17 protein-coding genes are annotated in these 21,795 nt (G+C 41.8%); 8 read left to right on the top strand and 9 right to left on the bottom strand.

The features are described 5' to 3' along the window. Positions 1-257: 257 nt before the first annotated feature. On the top strand, positions 258-1,913 hold the full coding sequence (locus tag ACO1QW_RS19630) for a hypothetical protein (RefSeq protein WP_486261085.1): 1,656 nt from the start codon (positions 258-260) through the stop codon (positions 1,911-1,913). A 187-nt stretch (positions 1,914-2,100) separates the two neighbouring features. On the opposite strand, the gene ACO1QW_RS19625 is transcribed toward ACO1QW_RS19630, so the two are convergent. Together ACO1QW_RS19625 and ACO1QW_RS19620 are read right to left on the bottom strand one after the other, a co-directional pair. Continuing rightward, complete coding sequence (locus ACO1QW_RS19625) at positions 2,101-2,643, bottom strand: hypothetical protein (protein ID WP_486261084.1); 543 nt, start codon at positions 2,641-2,643, stop codon at positions 2,101-2,103. Between the two features lie 166 nt (positions 2,644-2,809). Next, entirely contained in the window at positions 2,810-3,607 is a 798-nt protein-coding gene (locus ACO1QW_RS19620; protein ID WP_486261083.1) for a hypothetical protein, read from the bottom strand. 196 nt (positions 3,608-3,803) lie between these two features. Between ACO1QW_RS19620 and ACO1QW_RS19615 the strand changes: the two genes are divergently transcribed. Then, positions 3,804-5,228: a multicopper oxidase family protein gene (locus ACO1QW_RS19615; protein WP_486261082.1), complete on the top strand. Its 1,425-nt coding sequence runs from the start codon at positions 3,804-3,806 to the stop codon at positions 5,226-5,228. A 143-nt stretch (positions 5,229-5,371) separates the two neighbouring features. Beyond that, positions 5,372-5,806: a hypothetical protein gene (locus ACO1QW_RS19610; protein WP_486261081.1), complete on the top strand. Its 435-nt coding sequence runs from the start codon at positions 5,372-5,374 to the stop codon at positions 5,804-5,806. Positions 5,807-5,835: 29 nt separating this feature from the next. Here ACO1QW_RS19610 and ACO1QW_RS19605 read toward each other — a convergent pair whose 3' ends face one another. The 3 genes from ACO1QW_RS19605 to ACO1QW_RS19595 form a co-directional block, all read right to left on the bottom strand. Then, positions 5,836-6,945, bottom strand: a complete 1,110-nt coding sequence (locus tag ACO1QW_RS19605) for a Fic family protein (protein ID WP_486261080.1) — start codon at positions 6,943-6,945, stop codon at positions 5,836-5,838. 130 nt (positions 6,946-7,075) lie between these two features. Further along, positions 7,076-9,046, bottom strand: coding sequence for an ABC transporter ATP-binding protein (locus tag ACO1QW_RS19600; RefSeq protein ID WP_486261079.1), 1,971 nt, complete (start codon positions 9,044-9,046; stop codon positions 7,076-7,078). 43 nt (positions 9,047-9,089) lie between these two features. Continuing rightward, the gene (locus ACO1QW_RS19595) at positions 9,090-9,785 is read right to left on the bottom strand and encodes an SGNH/GDSL hydrolase family protein (RefSeq protein WP_486261078.1); all 696 of its coding nucleotides are present in this window, start codon (positions 9,783-9,785) and stop codon (positions 9,090-9,092) included. A gap of 171 nt (positions 9,786-9,956) precedes the next feature. Here ACO1QW_RS19595 and ACO1QW_RS19590 point away from each other — a divergent pair, with 171 nt between their 5' ends. From ACO1QW_RS19590 to ACO1QW_RS19575, 4 genes are all read left to right on the top strand, one after another. Further along, positions 9,957-11,306: a glutamine synthetase family protein gene (locus ACO1QW_RS19590; protein ID WP_486261077.1), complete on the top strand. Its 1,350-nt coding sequence runs from the start codon at positions 9,957-9,959 to the stop codon at positions 11,304-11,306. A 136-nt stretch (positions 11,307-11,442) separates the two neighbouring features. Further along, positions 11,443-12,519 (top strand): hypothetical protein, encoded by a 1,077-nt coding sequence (locus ACO1QW_RS19585; RefSeq protein WP_486261076.1) that lies wholly within the window; start codon positions 11,443-11,445, stop codon positions 12,517-12,519. Between the two features lie 13 nt (positions 12,520-12,532). After that, positions 12,533-13,390 carry an HAD-IIA family hydrolase gene (locus tag ACO1QW_RS19580; RefSeq protein WP_486261075.1) on the top strand — a complete coding sequence of 286 codons (858 nt, stop codon included), beginning with the start codon at positions 12,533-12,535 and terminating at the stop codon, positions 13,388-13,390. Positions 13,391-13,643: 253 nt separating this feature from the next. After that, positions 13,644-16,793, top strand: coding sequence for a T9SS type A sorting domain-containing protein (locus tag ACO1QW_RS19575; RefSeq protein WP_486261074.1), 3,150 nt, complete (start codon positions 13,644-13,646; stop codon positions 16,791-16,793). A gap of 1 nt (position 16,794) precedes the next feature. Here ACO1QW_RS19575 and ACO1QW_RS19570 read toward each other — a convergent pair whose 3' ends face one another. Next, complete coding sequence (locus ACO1QW_RS19570; RefSeq protein ID WP_486261073.1) at positions 16,795-17,628, bottom strand: CvfB family protein; 834 nt, start codon at positions 17,626-17,628, stop codon at positions 16,795-16,797. Between the two features lie 212 nt (positions 17,629-17,840). Between ACO1QW_RS19570 and ACO1QW_RS19565 the strand changes: the two genes are divergently transcribed. Continuing rightward, on the top strand, positions 17,841-18,005 hold the full coding sequence (locus ACO1QW_RS19565) for a hypothetical protein (protein WP_486261072.1): 165 nt from the start codon (positions 17,841-17,843) through the stop codon (positions 18,003-18,005). 48 nt (positions 18,006-18,053) lie between these two features. Here ACO1QW_RS19565 and ACO1QW_RS19560 read toward each other — a convergent pair whose 3' ends face one another. The 3 genes from ACO1QW_RS19560 to ACO1QW_RS19550 form a co-directional block, all read right to left on the bottom strand. Continuing rightward, complete coding sequence (locus ACO1QW_RS19560; protein ID WP_486261071.1) at positions 18,054-19,142, bottom strand: rhomboid family intramembrane serine protease; 1,089 nt, start codon at positions 19,140-19,142, stop codon at positions 18,054-18,056. A 99-nt stretch (positions 19,143-19,241) separates the two neighbouring features. Then, the gene (locus ACO1QW_RS19555) at positions 19,242-20,129 is read right to left on the bottom strand and encodes a cupin-like domain-containing protein (RefSeq protein WP_486261070.1); all 888 of its coding nucleotides are present in this window, start codon (positions 20,127-20,129) and stop codon (positions 19,242-19,244) included. A gap of 190 nt (positions 20,130-20,319) precedes the next feature. Further along, on the bottom strand, positions 20,320-21,720 hold the full coding sequence (locus ACO1QW_RS19550) for a UDP-N-acetylmuramate--L-alanine ligase (protein WP_486261069.1): 1,401 nt from the start codon (positions 21,718-21,720) through the stop codon (positions 20,320-20,322). Positions 21,721-21,795 lie beyond the last annotated feature (75 nt).

Here is a 21,795-nt window from a genome sequence, read left to right as displayed (position 1 = left end):
TACGAAGGCGGAAAGCTTAATGCGGAGTGCTTAATGCGGAGTGCTTAATGCTTAATGCGGCGTGCTTAATGCAGATGAAGGTTGCAAGTTTTAAGTTCTAAGTTTTAAGTTGGAAGAGCATTCGCTGCACTCATGTTTGTTTGACGTATAGAAGAGGCCACGAATTGTATCAGAGAGGGGACGGGGAAAATACTCCTTTGGCGGTATTGCCGGGGAACAGATTATGAAATAAATTGCTGTACCCAAAACTCTGCGTTATGAAGCGTTGCATTTATTTGTTATTGGCTCTTTTTGTGATGATCGTTTACTCCTGCAAGAAAAAAGAAAAATTAGTTGAAGAAGTTACAGAACCCACCACCCTTACGATAGATTCATCATTTGCATTACCTGGTGATGCTCTGAAGATCAAACTAAACAAGAAGCTGACACAGCAGGAAGTAACGATAAACCTGGGTTCTATACAAGCTAAAGCTTATGCAGATGGTGATTCGGGGTATGTTTTCTTTTTGCCTGCAATTGCTCCCGGAAAAACAACTGTAACGATTCCATCTATCAAGAATTCAAACAGTTTGTCAATTACTGTACGAGACTATACGCCCATTGCTGATGCCCAAGTAGTGATCACTGAGTTTATTACCAAGCGGAACAGCTGCATAGATTCTATTACCAAAACAATTACCGGAAGTAATTATCAAATTTCGCCACAAACCTTGTTGATCATTAACCAGCTAAAACAGGAGTGGGATGAACAGTTTGCGAAATTGCAGGCAAATGATAAAGGACAGCTCGCCTATATTCTCAAGAGAATTATGCCGAAACCTTCGGATTTTTCGCCAAGCCTGAGAAAATCAACAAACATGTTGACGAAGGGTTTGGGCTTAAGTGATGCAGCTGAAAGACTAATGGCCAGTGCGAGAAAGTTTGTGACACTTGAAATAGCCTGCCTGGTGCAAATACCAATTATCGCTGGCAGTTTGTATTCCCTGCTCGTGGCGCCAAATCCAGTGTCGGCATTAATCCTTGCGGGCTCGCTTATCAGTTTTATACTTTTGAGAGAGGCAGTGATCAGGCAAGTGCAAATTATTGGTTCACTACCGGGAATCGTTGAGTATATAACAGATGTTAACACGTACCGTGTAATGGCCAATGAATTTTACAACAACACGGAAAAGGCGATTTTCATGAACGTTCAATATCGAAATATAAAAACAACGGACAGGAATCTTCACGCTGATTTAAACAATGCCTTTGAAGCGGAAAATGAATTAGCAATGGAGGATCAGGAAGTGGGGAAGATTTATGCAAAGGCTACACAGTATACTTCTAAATTGAAAGAACCTTATCAACCTTATGTATCGTCCCTGGGAAAACATCCTTTGATTACAGATATTGTTCCTGCAGAGGGTGATGACATTATTATAAAATCTGTGAGCGATGGGCGAATCAATTATACTACTTCCTTAGCAGGGGGCAACAGGATGATCAAAGTAACGTCGACTTCAATGCAGGAATTTACATTTGATATTAACCTTGGATTTAAGAGAGATCTTGACGGAACTGAATTTACAAAAAACCTTTCTTGCGTGTTTAAGCCGGAGATTGATTCAACTGAGATATACAAAGCAAATATCGTTGGCGATTGGCGAGTAGTAACGTTGGATGGGGCCGGCAACCCCTCGGTAACACAATATAAAACTTATGATGCCAGTGGAAGAGTGCTTGTTACACGAGAAGAGTTTGCGAACGGTAACCCTCCAAATGTTTACAACCCCGCCTGGCACCAGGAAAATTGGTATGTTGTACGCAGCAGCCAAGGCTACCGTTATTCCAACCAGCCTTCCGGAGGTTGCCCAATACCATTAAAATATCCTGTTGTTGCGATTCCCTGTGGCAGCGTGCAGATGTATAGATAGCATTATCCAAAAATATTTTCCTGTAAATGATGTTTGTATGAATGGGCCTGTTGCCATGAAAACGGAACTTTGAAAGGATTGCGACGCAACAGGTGATGCCTTGCCTGCACAAAAGCTGGTATCAAAAAAGATACTTCACAAAAAAGCCCTCCGCAACCGGAGGGCTTTTTATAACATCAAGTTTCATTTACTTCTTCTGAAACCTACTTACTTTTTCATCGAGCTCCACCATCTTTCCATTCTCGAGCCTGATGTCGTTAATGATATTTGAGGAGTCGGTGACACCTTTGTTGTCGACCCATTTTTGTTTGTACCAGAGTGTTACCCATTCCATTTTTTTATCGGCAGAAACTACCGATACATAATCATGCATGGTAATGGTAATTTCTTTGTACATGTTGCGGGCATCCGTAAAAAACTTCATCGCACTATCACGGCTGAGTTTTGCCTGGTAATTATCAAAATCGAGTTCAATAGAGTCGCCAACCATTGCGGCGAGTGCGGTAAAATCTTTATCAACAAACGCTTTTAACCCGTTCATAGCAGCAGCTACATTTTCGTTGCTGCCGATGCTCCAGTTTCTGTAGGGTGATGACAATGTGTAAGGCAATGTTACTTCGGCAGCAGCGGGTGCTTCTGTTGTAGTTGTTGTTTCGGCAGTTTTGGTACCGCCATTGTTGCAGGAGGCGAATACAAAGAGGAGACAAAAAAATGCAAAGATCTGTTTCATGTACAATTGGTTTTGGGTTTAAAAAAATGATGTGAAGAAGGGAGGGAAGAATTGTAACCGGCATCTGCCATATGGTTACAACAGGAGAAGGTAGGGCTTTCCCCAGCAAATTGCAAGCAAAGGATGTTTTTTGTTGCTTATTATTATTGCCGGTTTGTTGTAATGCTTAGCCGCCTGCGGCAACGGATTCTTGCGCCACAGCCATTAATGCGGTTGCAACAGCGGCAATTACAAACTGCATTTGGTTGCTTTCGTTCTTTGGCAACCACACAAACATCTGCTTATGCGCCATGAGTGGTAAGCCACGCAATTGCAGGGCAGCAATGGGCACCTTGTTTTCCATGAACAGATAACCGAGTACATACATGGCTTTCTTACCATCGGCATAATGATCGACCGGTACCAGTTCAATTTCACGCACACCGTTGGTGAGTATGCCCATTGCTTCTTTTGACACATTGATGATGCCTGCCGTTTGCTGTTGCGAGGTACTGAAGATCCAGTCGCTGGTATCGGCCCCGAGGATGGTTGTGAAAAGATCTGTGTTGCCCCGGTTGTAGGTTGCATCGCCTTCGTTGCGGCCAAAGATGTTGTTCTTGGGCTGACTGTAATAAAGCGTGCTGGCGGTAGCCATGTTTACAATGGCTGTATCAGTATCATTCCGTAAAAGTTTAAACGAGCGTTGTTCTTTTATGCTTTGCTCTACCTCTTTCACATTCGATAAAAGCCGGGAGATTATATCCTGTCGTTCAACTGTTGTGTTGGTTTTGCCGGTCCATCCTTTCCTGCTGTTGAGCAAACGATAGGCGCCAAATTCAAAACGCATAAAACCGATGCCGGCTTTTTGTTTCACCTGCAGCGGTTCGGCCAGCTGATCAATAGTGGCCGGCAGCTGCATGAGTTTTTGTGCATGTGATTGCTGCAGTATGATGAGTAAAAAGGATGTGATGAATAAGCGAAGCATCTGAATAAAATTAATTATTCCTTTCAAGCAACACAAGAGCGTTGGGCAAATGTTAATGCCTGCTTTTTTTTCTGACATCAGTCACATTACAGTTTGACCTTGTTCATTGACCTGTGCCGCATTGCTCTCTATTTTACCGGCTCTTACTATCCCCCTTTTTTATACAGCAGCAATTGCTGATACTAAACTTACAATTATGAAACGTAGAGATTTTGTTTCCGTTTTCTCTGCTTCACTGGGTGCCACCGTGTTGTGGTCATGTCGCAAAGACATTGTTGAACCTATGGCAGAACGTGCTGATTTTTTATTGGCAAAACCCGGCGTGGTTGTAACCCGTTACCCACTGAAAGTGCCGGCTGTTGTTGCCGCTAACGGACAAGTGCTCGATTGCAAAACGGCCACTACTGATATTGGGGGCGGTAAACTGAGTAATGTGTGGACATATAACGGCGATTACCCGGCAAGAACGTTGGTTGCGTCCAGCGGCAGCAATGTGGACATAACGATGATCAATCATCTCCCGGAGGAAACCATTACGCATTGGCATGGTATGATCGTTGATCACATGAATGATGGCGGACCGATGTTGCATGTACCCACAGGAGGTTCGCATCATTACAACTTCACGGTGCAACAAAGAGCTGCGTTAAACTGGTATCATCCTCATCCGCATATGCTCACAGGTAAACAGGTGAACCTTGGTATGGCGGGTGCGTTTATTATTCGTGATACAGAAGAAGTAAATCTTCATTTACCGGCTGGTGAATTTGAAATTCCATTGGTGCTGCGTGATGCAACACTTGATAAAAACGGCAACCTTACTTACAAGCCAACAACTGGGGGTTTTAACGGGCAGATACCAATGGTAAATGGAACACGCAGTCCATACCTTGAAGTGAAGAGGGCTGTGTATCGTTTCCGCATTCTCAATGGAGCGAATAGCCGCATTTTCGGCGTGGCGCTTGGTAATGGAACTGCCATGAAATTGATAGGTAATGATGGTGGATTATTAGCTACGATGACAGAGCAAACGAGAATGGATATTGCACCGGCAGAAAGGCTCGATGTATTGGTTGATTTCCGGACATTGAGCGATGGAAGCAAACTCATGTTGCGTGATTTAAGAGCCGGCTGGGATCTGCTGGAGTTTCGTGTAACAGGCAATGATGTGCTGGATTATACTTTTCCATCACCCAACTTATCGACTATTACTCCATTAAGCAACCCTGTGCGTGAACGGGAGTTTAGTTTTGACGGTATGACAAAGATCAACGGAAAAGAATTTGATATGAACCGTGTTGATTGGGAAGTGCCCTTTGGCGAAACAGAACTCTGGCGTTTTAAAACAAATGGCAATGCTCCCCATCCGGTGCATATACATGGTAATTCGTTCCAGGTGATCAGCAGAACGGGAGGTCGTGGTCGTTTATATCCATGGGAAGCCGGTTGGAAAGACACGGTGTTACTGGAAGATGCAGAAACAGTGGAAGTGCTGATTCGTTTTGACAGTGAAGCGAACTATATGACGGGCATGGATAATTTATACCTCCTGCATTGTCATAAGTTAGAACACGAGGATATGGGTATGATGGCAAACTTCCGGATTATTAAAAACAGTTAAGGATGATCGAGAAGGTATAGTATAACGCAACGGCTCTTTTTTAAGGGCCGTTTGTTTTTATTGAATGATGTGCAGAAAAGAAAGGCGGTAAAAGAAAGTCAACACTGTTTTTCTGTTTGAAACAGAGCTTTTATTTTCATACTATGAAAGCACTGTTGGTAGTATGTGTGATTGTGGTTTCGGCCTGTTTGTTTGTACAATGCAACCATGCAGTGGCGAATAATAAAGACCTGGATGAAAACATGATCGATCTTGCCATGTACAGCGACAACCTTGGATTGTACCTGCGAAAACAAGACTCAAGCTATGCCCTCTGGTTGCTTGAAGGGATGGACAGTACCCTGCAGGTACTCACCGGAAAGTTTGATGAACACCGCAAACTGGTAAGACCTTTTAAACAATCATACAACAAAGAACTAGCGCCCGCCATTAATGATATTCGTAAGGCATTAAAGAAAAATAATTTTCCGGTTGCGGTTGAATCGTACCGCCTGCTCATCAACAACTGCAACGATTGCCATATTGATCTTGAGATCGATAAAACTGTTTTGGACTGGAGTAAGGAAGGGGTGCATTAATTTCAACCTGAATAGAAGTAAGCGATGCTTTAAAATTCATTCAATATATAACTGGTACTTCTGCCTCCACCAACTTCTTTTACTAATATCTTTTTTTGAAGAAGATCCTGGATGTCTCTCAATGCTGTGTCGGATGAGGTTTTGCTGATCTTCGCCCATTTGGAACTATTCAGTTTTCCTTCAAAACCGTCGAGTAATTTATTCAGCAACATACGCTGCCGTTGATTTAATTCTGTACTGCTGAATTTATCCCAGAAGCGTGCTTTCAGAAGTACGGCCGCAAGCGTTTCGTCAGTTGCCAGCAGGGATCGGTTAAAACATTCGATAAACCAGCGTAGCCATGTTGTAATATCCAGCGATCCTTTTTGTGTTGTTTCCAGCACATGATAATATTCTTTGCGCTCTTTTCTTATTTGAGCACTCATGCTGTAAAAACGTTTGGAGGAATCGTCGGCCCGGGCCAATTGCAGGTCAGCAATGGCACGGGCAATGCGACCGTTCCCGTCATCAAAGGGATGGACAGTTACAAACCACATGTGTGCCAGCCCGGCTTTGAGTACAGGATCCATAGTTGTGTGCTCATTAAACCATCGAATAAATTGTTTCATTTCATGTGGCAACCGCTCTGCATCAGGAGGCTGGAAGTGTATTGTTTCTTTTCCTGCAGCACCTGATACAACTTGCATGGGATCATCCTTTGTATTATCCCGCCAGGACGCAACCTTGACTTTGTACATGCCACTATAACCGGTGGGAAACAGAGCAGCGTGCCATCGGAATAGTCTTTCTTCTGATAGCGGCTGAAAAAATTGTTGGGTGGCATCCAGCATCATCTCCACAATGCCTTCAACATGGCGATCTGTTGGCACAAGACCGGCAACGTCAATGCCAAGCCGCCTGGCTATTGATGACCGAACCTGTTCTGCATCGAGTTGTTCGCCTTCTATTTCACTGGTTTTGAGAACATCGAGGGTAAGAGTTTGAAGGTTTGCTTCGGTTTGAAAGTTGAACCCCAATCCTTGCATGCGACCAAGAAGGCGATCCTGACGTCTCCGTGCTTCAACCAGTAACGGACTGATTTGCTCCTCGGCCCAGGTAAATTGTGGCCAATTGGTCAACTGGTGAATATAAACCGCCATTTCGTGTTTTGCGGTGAATATACGATTTATTCGCCGCATCAGCTATTATTCGCCGCAATCTATGCGGCGAATGCGGATTGTAATCACCGCATAATCGAGCTGTAGTCAGACCGTCGAAGCCCGGCCGACCTTATTCTTCCTCTTCCATTTCTTCTTCCTGCACGGGGGGCGATTGTGTAACAATGCCAAACTCAAACTGCATATCGTTGAGTTTGCGGTAAAGACCATTATGTGCCATCAGTTGACCATGCGTGCCGCTTTCGGACACAATACCTTTATCGATCAGTACAATTTTATCGGCATTGCGTATGGTGGAAAGACGATGTGCAATCACAAATGAAGTGCGGCCCTTCATCAGATTATCCAATGCTTCCTGTACCAGTTGCTCACTTTCACTATCGAGTGATGATGTGGCTTCATCTAAAATTAAAATAGCCGGGTCTTTTAAAATGGCACGTGCAATGGCAATACGTTGGCGTTGCCCTCCGCTCAGTTTAATTCCTCTTTCACCCACGATGGTTTCATATTTTTCGGGAAACTGCTGAATAAATAAATGCGCATTGGCTTTTTTAGCAGCGGCCATAATTTCTTCCTCACTTGCATGCGGGTTACCATAGGCAATGTTTTCTTTAATGCTGCCGCCAAACAACAATACTTCCTGCGGAACAAAAGCCATTTGCCTGCGTAGTTGCGAAAGAGGAAAGGATGATGCCGGTCGCTCATCGAAAAACAATGTGCCTTGATCGGGTTCGTAAAAATGTAAGAGCAAGGAAGCAATAGTTGATTTGCCTGCGCCGCTTGGTCCCACAATAGCGATCTGCTCACCATTGGTTGCACTCAGTGAAAGATCTTTTAACACGGGCACATCTTTACGACCGGGATAACTGAAGGCCACATTTTCAAACCGAACATTTCCCTGCAGGCGATGTTGCGGTTCCACTTCAATATCGGTTAATGCAACAGGTTCACCTTCTGATCTTAGAATTTCCCGTACACTTTGCGTGGCGCCTAATGTTTTTTGCAATTGCGAAAACATATCGGCAAAGCCTGCAAATGTGCCTCCCACAAACATGGAGAAAATAACAAACATAGTGAGTGATCCCAACGTGAGCTCTCCTGAATGGATCATGCCCACACCTACCCACATCACAAATGCAATGCTGCCAAACACACTAAAGATCATGAATGAAATAAACGCACCACGATAACGTGAGTTGCTGATAGACGTAGCCACTACCGATTGAATACTTTTTACATACCGGCCAATTTCATAAAACTCGCTGGTGAATGCTTTTACAATGGAAATGCCTTGAAATGTTTCCTGCACAATGGTGCCGCTATCTGCCAGTTGATCCTGTGCTTTGCGTGCCATCTTACGTATGCGCATACCAAACACAACTGCTAACACTGCAATAACAGGTACAACTGCTAACATGATGAGTGCAAGTTTTGCACTGATCCAGAAAATAAAAAACAAACCAATGACGAGTGTAAAAACGCCCCGAAGAAATTCAGCCAACGTAAACGATATGGCATCCTGTATCTGCGAAAGATCACTTGAAATGCGGTTGCTTAATTCGCCCACTCTTTTTTCGGTGAAAAAACTCATGGGCATGGTGAGGAGTTTGCTGTACACATCTTTGCGCATATCCGCCAGTGAATTTTCTCCTGCTGCCGTTAAGAGGTACACACGCATGAATGAAAAAACTGTTTGCAAACTAAGCTGTGCAAAAATGAGTAGCAATGTTTGATTTAACGTGAGCGTAATATCTTTTAAATTAAAACCAAATTGCGAAGTAGTGTTGATGCCGGGAACATCAGCGCCGGGTGAAGCGGTGTCGATCATTTTTCCCAATAGAAATGGAAACAGGCTGGTGGTAAATGCTGATACTGCAATAAACACCAGTGCAAGCGTGAACTTGCCACGGTAAGGTTTTAAATAAGTAAACAGGATAAGTGCTTCACGAAGACTTTCTTTGGAGATCTTTGCTTTTGAATCTCCTGTTTGTTTCCTTGTGCTGTAACGATGTGTTGGTCTGGCCATGCTTAAGTATAACGAAGAGTGTGCCTGAAATACTTCATTGGTATGTAAGTTAGCCATTATGGTTTCGATGTGAGAAGAAGACGGAGGCTTACATGCTTAATCATTTCAATACCTGCGCTACCATGGGGGCAAGTTTGTCGGCCCAGCGTTTATATTCCGTGCCTGAAGGGTGCAACCCATCAGATGCAAGGAGACTACTGTTATAACGGGCTTCACGTGATGATGGAGTAATATCAAGATATGGGCAACCATACTGCTGTGTTACCTGCAGGTTGATGTTGTTGAACCAATCAATTTCTTTGCTGATCTGTGCAGTATCATATGAAGCTGCAAAAGGCGTAACACTATAATCGGGGATGGATAATACAAACACGTTTTGTTTTTTTCCGTTAGCCAGTTCAATGGCTTTTATCAAAAGCCCGGTAAAGCGCTGGCGGTAACCTGCTGTATCCCGTTGCTGGTATTGATCGTTTACACCAATCAATAAACTCACTAGGCTGTGTTTGCCAGGGTTGATTGAGTTGACGGATGCCTGAAGGTTTGTGGTCGTCCAGCCCGTTGTGGCAATATATGTGGGCGTTTGAACCTGTATACCTTGTTGCAACAGCAGTGCTGTTGTTTGGTTTGCAAATCGTTCATTTGCTGACACGCTTTGTCCGATAGTATACGAATCGCCAAGCGCCAGCCATGTGTTTATTGTTGTTGACGAAGGAGGTGTTGTTACTGTAGTATTGGTCGCTTTCTTACTGCAGGCAAAAAAGGAAAGGATCAGTATGCAGTATTGCAACAATTTCATATCACTAATTACGTATAAAGAAACCGGAAAGTTCAGTTCCATCAATAATAATCACGTTCCCAAACTTTCAATCCCCGGCCAGCCTTATGCACAAGCTTTTGGTATCAATCTTTTCACTTTGAAATACCCTTCAGAAACTACAACTTTGTAAACAGCATAAACGATAACTACATGACGAAACAGGAATTGATTGCCTATCTGCAGCAGCACAATCACGAACAGGTGAAATTTGCATTTGCTGATATTGATGGCGTATTGCGTGGCAAAGTGATCAGTAAGCAAAAATTGCTCGATACATTGGAAAGCGGCATTGGTTTTTGTGATGTGGTGTTTGGCTGGGATAGTAAAGATGCTGCTTATGATAACGTGCAACTAACGGGCTGGCACACTGGCTACCCCGACAGGCAGGCGCATATTGATCTGTCCACACTTCGTACCATTCCCTGGCAAAATAATCTTCCTTTCTTTTTAGCCGATTTCAGTCAAGCGAATGTTGCAGCCTGTAGTCGCAGCTTGTTGAAGAAAATAATAAAACAATGCGATGATCTTGGCTATCATGCTGAATTTGCGCAGGAGTTTGAATGGTTCAATTTTAACGAGAGTCCGCACAGCCTGCAACAAAAACAGTTTGTACAACCGGAGCCTTTTACAACAGGTATGTTCGGTTACTCTGTGTTGCGTACATCGTTGCAAAGTGATTTTTATTTTGATCTTGTTGATCAGCTCAACAAATTTCATATTCCTATTGAAGGTATTCATACGGAAACCGGTCCGGGTGTGTATGAAGCAGCAATAGTACATGACAACACATTGGCTGCAGCTGATAAAGCGGTGTTGTTTAAAACGGCGGTAAAAGAAATTGCTTACAAACATGGTATCATGGCTTCGTTCATGGCAAAATGGAATGAACAGTTGCCGGGTTGCAGCGGGCATATTCATCAAAGTCTTTGGAACCCCGCCACAAAAGAAAATATTTTTTATAGCGAATCAGATGCAGATAACATGAGTGAGCTCATGAAACATTACGTTGCAGGGTTGCTTTATTGCCTGCCACATGTGTTACCAATGTATGCTCCAACCATCAACAGTTATAAACGTTTGGTAGAAGGCGCATGGGCACCAACAACTCTTACCTGGGGAGTTGATAACAGAACAACTGCAGTTCGTGTATTGCATCCAACTATAAAAAATACAAGAGTTGAAATGCGTGTGCCCGGCAGCGATACCAATCCTTATTTAGCCATTGCTGCTTCACTCGCCTCAGGCTTGTACGGTATTAAACATCAGTTGCCGTTGAATATTTCTGCAACAAAAGGAAATGGTTATGCCGATAAAGAAAATGGTGTATTGCCTTCTTCGTTACAAGAAGCAGCAACCCATATGCAACATTCTTCTGTTGCAAAAGATTTATTTGGCGATGAGTTTGTGGAGCATTTTACAAAAACCCGTTTGTGGGAATGCAGGCAGTTCAATAAACAGGTAACTGATTGGGAGTTGAAGAGATATTTTGAAATTATCTAAGAGGTTGAAAGAGAGAAAGAGAAAAGGAGGATGTCTGATTTCGGATGCAGGATTTATGATGTTGGTTCTTGTGCCTTGTTGCCTGACTTATATCTTTGCGGCTTAGCGCCTTAGTGGCAAAATTTGCAGAACAACTATGACTGAAACATTAAAAATTATTCATAAAGCCTGGGAAGGATATGATGTAACTAAAAAGATTGCACATATCGAAGAGATCAGTGCAATGGTAAGTACCAATCATGTTTACCGTATCACATTCGAAGATGAAGATATTGTGATCGCCAAGCTTTCTTTCTTTGGTAAATACGAACATTTTAAGGAAGATCATCGCATTATTCATACGCTTTCAAACAACCTGTTATATCCTTTTGAAAACCTGCTGGCAAAATCGTTATTAAAAAACAACCGGGTTTACACTTATCATTACCGAACGAAGAAAACAGATGCATGGGTGGTGTTTTATAATCCTGTTCGTGTAATGCAACGATTGCCCAAACGATTAGATGAAAAGCTGATCCGAAGGTTTGGACAACAGATCGGACGATTTCATAAAGCCTGTTCGAAGCTTCGGAATAATTTACCTAAATCATCCAAAACACTTCGCACCGATATTTATACGTTGATGGAGCAGGTGGAAGCAGATGAAAAACAGTTTGGCACAAGGGCACAGGCCGACATGATCAAATACCATTGCGAGTTGTTTTTAAAGAATCGGTTGAAAACAAATGCTGCCTCCTTTGAAACGATTCCTGTTTTTATCGATTGGAACATCGGCAACTTTTCCGTTACCGACAAACTCGAGTTGTATTCACGTTGGGATTATGATTGGTTCCGCATGAGCAGCCGTATGATGGATTTTTATTTCTTCAGTCGGGTAGTTAGTGATGCAGGCGACAGAACAGTGTTCAGCTATTATATCAACACCATGATGGAAGATCGTTTTATCATCTTCCTTGAAGAATATCATAAGGTAAATCCATTAACGGCTGATGAACTTCGTTTCCTGAAGGAAGGCTATCGCTTTTTTGTATTGAATTATGTGATCAAAGACGGTAATTATTTTTTCAGCGAACAGTATGCAAAAAAACTAAGAGCAGAAGCTTTTGATATTTATCTCCCATCAGTTGATCGTGATTTTGATGCTGATAAACTGATCAAGGCATTGAAAATAAAAGAAACACCGACTAAGAAACTCAGCAAGCAATACACTTAAAATCAACAACGGCATGTTTTCGGTTCAGGACTTTAAATCGGTGGTGGATAAATACAAAATAATTTTTTTCGACGCCTTTGGCGTAATTAAAAGTTATAATGGCTTGATTCCCGGCATGGATAAAACGTTCGAATATCTCGAGCAACAAGGCAAAGAATATTTTATTGTTACAAACGATGCGTCGAGAAGCCCCATGCAGCTGGCCGAAAGTTATCACCGTATAGGATTAGATATTATTCAACACGATCGTATCATTTCATCGGGCATGCTGGCGAAAGAATATCTTGATCTGAAAGTGAATGATGGTATTGTTGCTTACCTCGGTACTGAAAGCTCTGCACATTATATTGACAGTTCAGGGTTGCATACATTGCCCGTAAGTGCTATCACGCAATACAACATCAATGAAGTAAATGCATTAGTGTTATTGGATGATGAAGGCTTTAACTGGTTTGATGATCTGAACCGCACGGTGAATCTTTTACGTAAGCGAACTATTCCTGCCATTGTTGCCAATACCGATCATATTTATCCTGTTACTGGAAGTAACGATGTATCAATTGCAATTGGCGGTGTAGCTACCATGATTGAAAGTATTGTCGGCAAAAAATTCATTCGCTTTGGAAAACCCGATTCGCAGATGTTTATGTTCGCTTACGACATGTTGCGTGAACGAAACAAAACACCCATCAGCAAAAAAGATATTTTAATGGTGGGCGATACTTTGCATACCGATATACTGGGCGGAAATAAATTCGGATTGGATACAGTACTTGTACTATCGGGTAACACTTTGCCCGATGATGCGGAAACAAGGATTCGTGCAACGGGTATTGTGCCTACTTATGTGTGTGAATCGGCAGCGGTGTAAGACTGTTGCTAAATTTTTTTTTAAAATTTTCAATATTTTTTTCGGGCATTTAGATTAGTTGAGTTGAGACTGACGCTTTCTTAGTGTGCAGATTTTAATTATAAATGAGTGCCCGTTTCAACAACTGTGTTACTGTACAGTTTTTTAAAATCTGCAGAAAAAAAAATGCAGGTTGCAGGTTGAGCTTTTGAATCTCATGATCCATTTTTTTCTTTGTGAATGGTTTACTTTTAGTATTCCATAAGCCGATTCCATGAAGAAGTTGACCCTTTTTATTGCCACTTTTTTTATTTCTGTTTCAGTTTTCAGCCAAACATTATCGAATCAACTATTGGGCTACCAGGAGCCATTCTCGCAAATGCAGGCGCAGGCTACAGATAGTGCCGGGAATATTTATTATGCCGGCACATTTAAAGGTGCACTTGTAATCAACAATCAAACAATTTTCACAAGTAATGGAGGTGAGGATGTATTTGTCGTAAAGACGAATGCCGATGGCCAAGTAGTATGGAGCAAAAAAATTGGAGACGTAGGGTCCGAGCTTTTTTCAAGCTTTGTGTTTCATAAAGGATCACTCTATTTGAGCATGATGATCTATCAAACAACAGAAATTGATGATGTCACCTATAATATTTATTCTTCAACAACCCCTACATCACTTATTTTAAAGATCGATACCATCGCAGGCGGAATTAATTGGGTGCGAAAAAACTCTCTCCCGTTTCCAAAGCTTATGCCCTCGTCAGATATTCTTTATGTTAGCGGTATACAAAGTTCCAACATTTCCAATGCACTTTACTTCGAAGAATCATTGGTAGATGATGCTGCCGCATTAAATAGAACATTATTTCTTTTTATCGATGCCGCTGGAAATTTTAAAGGGCATAAAACGTTGAGTTCTTTACCGCCGGGCTCAACTACATTTACCTTAATTAGTTCTGCACCTGCTGCAAACAACAAATTGATCTTTTTATTGAACACAGTTACCACCGAAAGCATACAGGTTGCTTCGCAAGTAATTAATTTTCCTGTGCGCTCGAATTATCAAATACTAATAAAAACAGACACTTCACTCTCAAACTTTCAGTATAAACTCCTTAATCCAAATGGGGAAGGCTATGGTTATAACTTATGGATTGAAAACAATGGGTTTGCCATATCTGAAAAAGGCGACTCCCTGTATATGATTCTGGCGGGTTCAGGTAATACCGGAAGTTATAATGTTGATGGTTTTAATGTCCCCGTTGGCGATCAGAGTGTGCTGGTAGTGATGGACACAAATTTCGTAACGGCCAAGGTGAAGCCTTTGAATATTCAGCGAATAGGCGGGTTCGTTCATAGAGTGGGTTTAAGTCATGCAACAGCAGATAGTAATTATTATTATTTCCGTGGCCGCATTACCGGAGCTAATAATGCTTTGCCTGTAAAGGGCATTACTCCTCAAACTCTGGAGGTTGATTTAGTATATGGGTTGAAAGAAAAAATTGATATCGCCGAGCCGAGCAAAAGCTTTGTGATTAAAACAAGAAAAGATTTAAGTGAAAGCAAAGTTGTGTGGCTGGGTGAACATACGCCTTATGAAAGCCCCACTGTAACGCCTGCTTTTTTTACGAATAAAAAAGGCAAGCTTTATTTTCTACACCTGGCAGATAATATCTGGAATCCATGGATAATCGACACCTCACTCAATATACTAAGCGGGGCAATGAAAACGAATGCAGACAGGGGCGAAACCACCAACTATGTAAAATATTTTTCTGACGGCAGTAAAGCTATTGTTGGTCTTGCAAAAGGAAGAACAGCTCTGGATATCGATTCGCTAAACATTGTAAGCAACCTGGCAAAAAGTGATCTGTTTTTTGTTGGCATGAACAACAAAGAACAGGTGAGTTGGTATAAGCGATTAAATCACAGCTTTGCGAATTTTGTGATTCAAAAAATTACATCAAGAAACGAACAGATTTATGTTTCGTTTGCATTAGTAGGTCCACGAAACAGCGGTGCAAACAATTACATGCGTATTGACACAAGTGTTTATTTTATTAATGCTGTTCCGCCACAAAGCACTGGATTTTTGATCTTTGATAAAAACGGGAAGTTTAAGGTATTGCTACTCCCTCCACCTTTCAGTGCAGCACCTATGTTCGATGTTTTTTCTGATGGAAGCATGGCTGTAGTAAGTGCAGCAACTTCGATCAGCCTTGTTGTTCCCGGCAAATCATTTACCAACGCTGGAGGAATTTATGTGGCCCGAATTGACACCTCGGGCACTATTATGGATGCCGTTAAGTTTTCAGCGTCGACAAATACCTCTTTCTCGTCACTCACCGATGTTATTGCTGATACGTTAAGCAAAAGCTTCAGAGTTCTATGGATAAGCAACATCAGCCAGGGCTCGTCAGGAAATTCGTTTCTTTTTAATAATGGAATAAATGCTGCCTTCAATTATTCCATCATCAACCCACAACAAACGAATATAAACAGTAAGCTATACTTATTAGCCACAAACACAAACTTTACCAGTGTGCTTGGTTCTGCAACCATTGGTCCATTAAACAGCATTAACCGAACAAGTGCACAAGTAGGTAATAAGCTGTTTTTATTACTTGGAAAAGTTAATTCGAAAGACTCCATTTATTTCAACAACAGCCTGATCATTCCTGACAGTAATAGCCAGGTTCGTTTTATGCTGGGGGTTGACACGGCTTTAAACTATTATAAACACCGGATTCTATATTCTAAAAATGAGAACAAACCCGACTTTGCATTTACTACTATTAAGTCGTATAACAAAATGCTTTATGCTTCAGGAAGTAGTTTTATCCCCGTTTTAATTGACACGGTAAATGTTGCACACGCTGGTTTGTCGGATGCTATTACTGTCCAGTTCGACACAAATTTTGTCGCCAAAAAAGTATTCAGGGTGGCTTCTCCTTTCAACGAAACAATGCTTGGTTCTGACATTTACAAGGACTCGATTATCAGTTTCGCCTATACGTCGCAAGGCTCGCCTGTATTTATTAATGGAAGACTAGCTGCAAGAAATTCAGGTGTAGAATTAAACGATCTTGATGAAAACGCATACATACAAACCGTGCTTCTTAAAACCGGCGTTGTTACTTCAGTTGATGAACCAGTAAGGATTGAAGGGTTTAAATTATTCCCTAATCCTGTCCTTTCTAATATGGTGACAATTGATCTCGGTAACACTGATGCAGGTCGCTATCATTGGCTCTTGTATAATACAGAAGGAAGATTGATAGAAAGTAATTTGCTAATGTGGAATCCCGGACAAACAAAGCAAATACGATTCAGCAACAGGTTACAGGCTGGGAACTATGTACTGGTGATCAAAACCGGGCAACAGAAAACATTGAAGGCAGTTAAATTGACAATTCTATAAACTATTCTTCAACCTTTTTAATACCCGTCTGCGTCAACTCAATTTTCTTCTCTTTGTAGAGCTTGCCAATCGTCATCTTAAAGGCCTTCTTGCTCATGCCAAAGAAATTGTAGATTTCTTCAGGATCGCTTTTATCGTGGTAGGGAAGATAGCCGTTACTGTTTTCTAACAGGCGCAGAATTTTTTCTGCCTCATCTTCCACCCGCTGGTAACCTTGCTTACCAATGGTAACATCGATCTTTCCATCTTCACGAATGGTTTTGATGGTGCCGTTTACTTTGTCGCCGATGTTGAGCGGTTGAAACACATCACTAAAGAATAAAAGACCAATGTGTTTTTTGTTAATGATCACCGACCAGCCTAACTCAGTTTGACGATAGATGATGAGTTCCACTTCATCTTTTTCTTTTACTGTCAGTTCTTCATTGCTGAGTAAATGTTCAATGTATTGCGAGGCTGCAGCACGGCCCGTTTGTTCATCAATATACACATGCACTAAATATTCACCACCTAAACGCATAGCGGAAATTTGTTTGCTCTTGGGAACAAACAAATCTTTCATCAAACCCCAATCTAAAAAAGCACCATGCGAACTTGTGCCTACCACTTTCATCAATGCAAAATCACCCACTACTGCTGTAGGATGTTGTGTAGTTGCAATCAACCTGTCTTCCCCATCATGATAAACAAACACAGTCAGCTCGTCACCGGCTCTTGTACCACGGGGCACAAAACGCTTAGGTAACAGTATTCCTTCAGCGCCATCATCAAGATAGGCACCTGCATCTTTCAAACGTTTTACGATAAGACGATTGTATTGACCAACTTCTACCATTCCTACGAAGATAAGCTAAGAGATTGAAGGAGAGGAAAGAGTAAAAGAGATTGCTGATTACGGATGATGGATTTATGATTTGCGTTTCGATTCCGATAAACAAGGATATTAGCTTTTCATTGTACTTCTCTTATTTTTGACTAACCAAAGAATTGGTATATTCACATTCCTGTTGCCAGCAACAGGATCATCACTCACTAAAATTTTTTGTTATGTCGTTGTTTAATACGGGAAAGAATAAAAAAGATAAAAAGAAGAACGCACCTGCAGGTAATAAATCATCGATGTTTATTGCGCCAAAGGGTGGCGGTAAGGCGAACACAAAAAGTTCAAATAATGCCGGCAAGCATGTTGGCGGTGCACAAAGAGGAGCATAAACATTGCACTCAAAGTAAATAGGGCGGCCATGGCCGCCCTATTTACTTTTATTCAAGCTTCAACAGTTCCTTATCTATTTTTTTCTTTACCTCGTTTCTTGCCAAATTCAGTGTATCTGTTTTAGCAGGTTGTTCCGACATTTTTATAGTAAGCTCCATTTCCTTTTTGCGTAGATCAACATAACGCTTTACTGTGGCTGCCTGTTCTTTCATTTCATCACCTACATTCAGTTTCAGCATTCTGTCCGCAAGACTGTTTACCTGCTCCAGTTTCAGCATAAACTGATCCTGTGTTTGTTTTGATAAACCTGAAAGATTATCGCCATATTCATGATAGATCTGTAAGGCATCGTGCTGCACCGCCACAAACTGTTCATACAAATTATGAAATTGCTCTACATCAGGATAACTATCATTTTTTATTTCACGAAGAAGCTGAGAACGATCTTCTGCTGATACTTTATTTTGTTGCAGGTACAATCCGACAATAAAAGCTGTTACAAGCATAGCCGCTGGCACCATCCATAATGTTGCTTTCTTTATTTGCTTTTTTATACCAAATGCAAACAGGTATCCAACTACCAAACCGCTAAGTAAACCACCGGCGTGCGCTGCTAAATCAATTCCACCCCTTATTCCGGAAATGAGGTTATACAAGAGAAAAAGCAAAATGCTGAGCAGGAAAGAGCGGTTTGTTTTTACAGGAATCAATTTCAAACTAAGCAATGCCAGGAACGCACCATACATTCCAAACACTGCACCCGAAGCACCGGCACTGTTTACCGGTTCGTTATGCCAATACAAACTTGCAATACTGGCAAGCACGGCAGAACAAACATAAATACTGAGATATTCTAATTTGCCCAGCAACGGTTCAAGATATACAGCAACCGAAAAAAAGGCATACATATTAAACAGCAGATGAAAAACACCGAAGTGCAGGAAACTTGCAGTTAACAAACGCCACCAGTCGCCACTGGTTGTAAGCGGGCCATAGTTGCTTCCCCAGCGAAGATGAACTAAGCCATTGGGTTCAAAAACACCTGCTCCCTGTAAGCCCATGATCATAAACACAACAATATTGATAGCGATGATAGTGTACGTAATTGTGAGATTACCGTTTTCGTAACGGGGCATAGTGGATGGTTGAAGTGATGATAAAAATAACCTTCTTTCTCAAACAATGCTAATAAAAAAGGGCGCATCAGCGCCCTTCTTCAAGAATATGATCTGCAATTATTGCAAAGCGGTGGCTTGTATCTTTTGCATCGCTTTTTCTGCACGCCTCATAGCCAGTTGCTTTTTATAGTTGAACCATTTTTGCCCACGGATCTTAAACATGATATCATCGAACTTACGCTGGAGGGTTACATTCCATAATCCAGTCAAGATAGTACCCATACTTGCACCAATAGTGCGAACAGATAACCCAAAACCGCCTTCTGCATATTCAATATGATGCCAGTAACCGCTTGGCATATACAACGTATCGCCATACTCAAGATAACCGGTATAACCTTTTGCATATTGCATGGCAGGATAAGTTTCAAAATCGGGTTTATCAATATCAACCAAACCATGCACATTGAATGGCAGACGATATAAAAAGTCGCTTTGATCGGGAGGGAACAATACCACACGACGTTTGCCTGTAAACTGTGTGAGAAACACATTGCTCATGTCAATATCCATGTGCATACGGGTAACGGAATCTTTCGGTCCGAAGAACATGAACGGTATCTTGATATAGCGGCCGGTGATCTTAGGATATCCAAAATCTTTCAGCAGCTCAGGTTTGTGTTTAAATACGGGGAATAAAAACAAACGCAGATCGGTGGGTTCTTTTTCGATGAGATCAAGATATTCGTTGAATTTCATTTCAGCATGTGCCACGCTCAGCGTTTCGCTAGGATTGGCTTTCTTGGTGCTGAATAATTTCACTTTTATATCGCCCATGGACTGTTTGAAGTAATCCATCGTCCACTTTTCATAAGCAGGATATTGTTTCCACAAACCACGGAGAATAACAGGTTTCTGTGGCCTCAGATATTTTTCCGTAAACTCTTTACGTGTAATTGTTGTTCCGTCAATGATAGGAATTGGCGTATCGATATTCATCTTCATGTTTGCCTCTTTTTACAAATTTTGTAAGCGGCACAAATTTAGGCCAATTCGGGGAACGGCAAGCCAGTAAAGGCTGATGGTTGTCAGATGCAACAGAATTTTAGGAGAATGCTGAGGGCGAAGGGCATAAGGCTTAAGGCAGAAGAAAAAAAGGCATGATCAAAAAACCAATTCCCCAATCACACATCCGTCACAACTTCTCCCAAACCGATTTTGCAAAATGCTCCAGCGAAGGATCACGGGCACCCATGAGCAACAGCACACAGTTTTCCGTAAAATGAGGACGCATGTTTTCAACCAGGTTGTTGCGGTCTTCAACAAAAAAAGCATTTACACCTTTTGCTTTCAGATCGTTGATGAGATCGTTGGACGAAATATCTTTTACAGCTGTACCACCGGCATAGAAAATTTCACTCATCCATATTTCATCCTGCGGACGAAGTGCTCTGCTGATCTCTTCCACAAAATCATGACGTAGGAACTTTGTTGGTCCGTAGCCATGCGGCTGAAACCAGGCGATTACTTTTTCTGCAATAGGCTGACAGGCTTCAATACTCGCCGCACATTTGGCTGGGTTATGTGCATAATCATCAATGAGCCATACATTGTTCTTTTGTCCAATGATCTGGTGACGGCGATAAATACCTTCGTACGTTTTCAACGCTTCGGCTGCAGTGCTTAACGGAACACCAATAAGGTTGGCAACGGTTGCAGCAGCGAGGGCGTTTTCCATGTTGTGGCGGCCCAAAGAGTGAATGGTGAATGGTGAGTGGTGAGTAGAGTTTCCGCTATTTGTAATTTCAAATGAAATGCTGAAGCCATCTTGTAGGAAGTCGGTTGCATGATACGCTGCATCATCAGTTACATCAACAGAAAAATTATGTGCAGGATTAGCAGATAATTTTTTTGCAAGTGCATGCGATTGATTGACCACAAAAAACTGCGAAGTGTTCTTTCTGAACTGCTCAAAAATTTCGATAAGTGTATCGATCTCTTTATGGTCTTTATCAATGTTGATGAGCAATCCAACTTCAGGTGTATAGTTAACAATGCTGCCATCGCTTTCATCGGCTTCAATTACCAGCCACTCACCTGCACCTACTTTAGCATTACCAATCTTTCCCTCTTTAATAATACTGGTTAAACCTGCACCACTGATAATGCTTGGTTGTATACCTGCATGCTGCAATATATCGAACAACATAGCACTGGTAGTTGATTTGCCACTGGTGCCACCAACGGCAATTGTTTTTTTGCTTCTTGCAATGATGGCCAGTAACTCTGCACGTTTTATGATCGGGATATTGAGTTGCTTGGCCTTGATTACTTCTTCAACCGTATCTTCTACTGCAGTGGATACAACTACTAAATCTGTTTCATTAGTTATGCCTTTCCCGTTTTGTAAGAAGCAACTTATGCCTTCTGCTTCCAGTTTTTCTTTTGTTTCATTTGGTTCGCCAGGATGAAAATAGCGATCGCTGCCACTCACTTCTTTACCAATGCCTTTTAAATATTGTGCAATGGCGCTCATGCCTGTTCCTGCTACGCCAATAAAGAAAACGTTCTTGAAATCGTTGATAGAAGTAATCATAGAACGCAAATGTAAGCGGAATTTTTAAGCGCATTTATCCCGATAGCTACCGGGAGAGAAACGAGAGCGCAGAGG

Source organism: Lacibacter sp. (assembly GCF_057361365.1).
Note: the sequence above shows the minus strand (reverse complement) of the source record. Positions and strands in the feature narration are given on the sequence as shown.

Coding starts and splice junctions, on each gene's coding strand:
- ACO1QW_RS19630 (WP_486261085.1), top strand. CDS start 258: ATGAAGCGTTGCATTTATTTGTTATTGGCTCTTTTTGTGATGATCGTT.
- ACO1QW_RS19625 (WP_486261084.1), bottom strand. CDS start 2,643: ATGAAACAGATCTTTGCATTTTTTTGTCTCCTCTTTGTATTCGCCTCC.
- ACO1QW_RS19620 (WP_486261083.1), bottom strand. CDS start 3,607: ATGCTTCGCTTATTCATCACATCCTTTTTACTCATCATACTGCAGCAA.
- ACO1QW_RS19615 (WP_486261082.1), top strand. CDS start 3,804: ATGAAACGTAGAGATTTTGTTTCCGTTTTCTCTGCTTCACTGGGTGCC.
- ACO1QW_RS19610 (WP_486261081.1), top strand. CDS start 5,372: ATGAAAGCACTGTTGGTAGTATGTGTGATTGTGGTTTCGGCCTGTTTG.
- ACO1QW_RS19605 (WP_486261080.1), bottom strand. CDS start 6,945: ATGGCGGTTTATATTCACCAGTTGACCAATTGGCCACAATTTACCTGG.
- ACO1QW_RS19600 (WP_486261079.1), bottom strand. CDS start 9,046: ATGGCTAACTTACATACCAATGAAGTATTTCAGGCACACTCTTCGTTA.
- ACO1QW_RS19595 (WP_486261078.1), bottom strand. CDS start 9,785: ATGAAATTGTTGCAATACTGCATACTGATCCTTTCCTTTTTTGCCTGC.
- ACO1QW_RS19590 (WP_486261077.1), top strand. CDS start 9,957: ATGACGAAACAGGAATTGATTGCCTATCTGCAGCAGCACAATCACGAA.
- ACO1QW_RS19585 (WP_486261076.1), top strand. CDS start 11,443: ATGACTGAAACATTAAAAATTATTCATAAAGCCTGGGAAGGATATGAT.
- ACO1QW_RS19580 (WP_486261075.1), top strand. CDS start 12,533: ATGTTTTCGGTTCAGGACTTTAAATCGGTGGTGGATAAATACAAAATA.
- ACO1QW_RS19575 (WP_486261074.1), top strand. CDS start 13,644: ATGAAGAAGTTGACCCTTTTTATTGCCACTTTTTTTATTTCTGTTTCA.
- ACO1QW_RS19570 (WP_486261073.1), bottom strand. CDS start 17,628: ATGGTAGAAGTTGGTCAATACAATCGTCTTATCGTAAAACGTTTGAAA.
- ACO1QW_RS19565 (WP_486261072.1), top strand. CDS start 17,841: ATGTCGTTGTTTAATACGGGAAAGAATAAAAAAGATAAAAAGAAGAAC.
- ACO1QW_RS19560 (WP_486261071.1), bottom strand. CDS start 19,142: ATGCCCCGTTACGAAAACGGTAATCTCACAATTACGTACACTATCATC.
- ACO1QW_RS19555 (WP_486261070.1), bottom strand. CDS start 20,129: ATGAAGATGAATATCGATACGCCAATTCCTATCATTGACGGAACAACA.
- ACO1QW_RS19550 (WP_486261069.1), bottom strand. CDS start 21,720: ATGATTACTTCTATCAACGATTTCAAGAACGTTTTCTTTATTGGCGTA.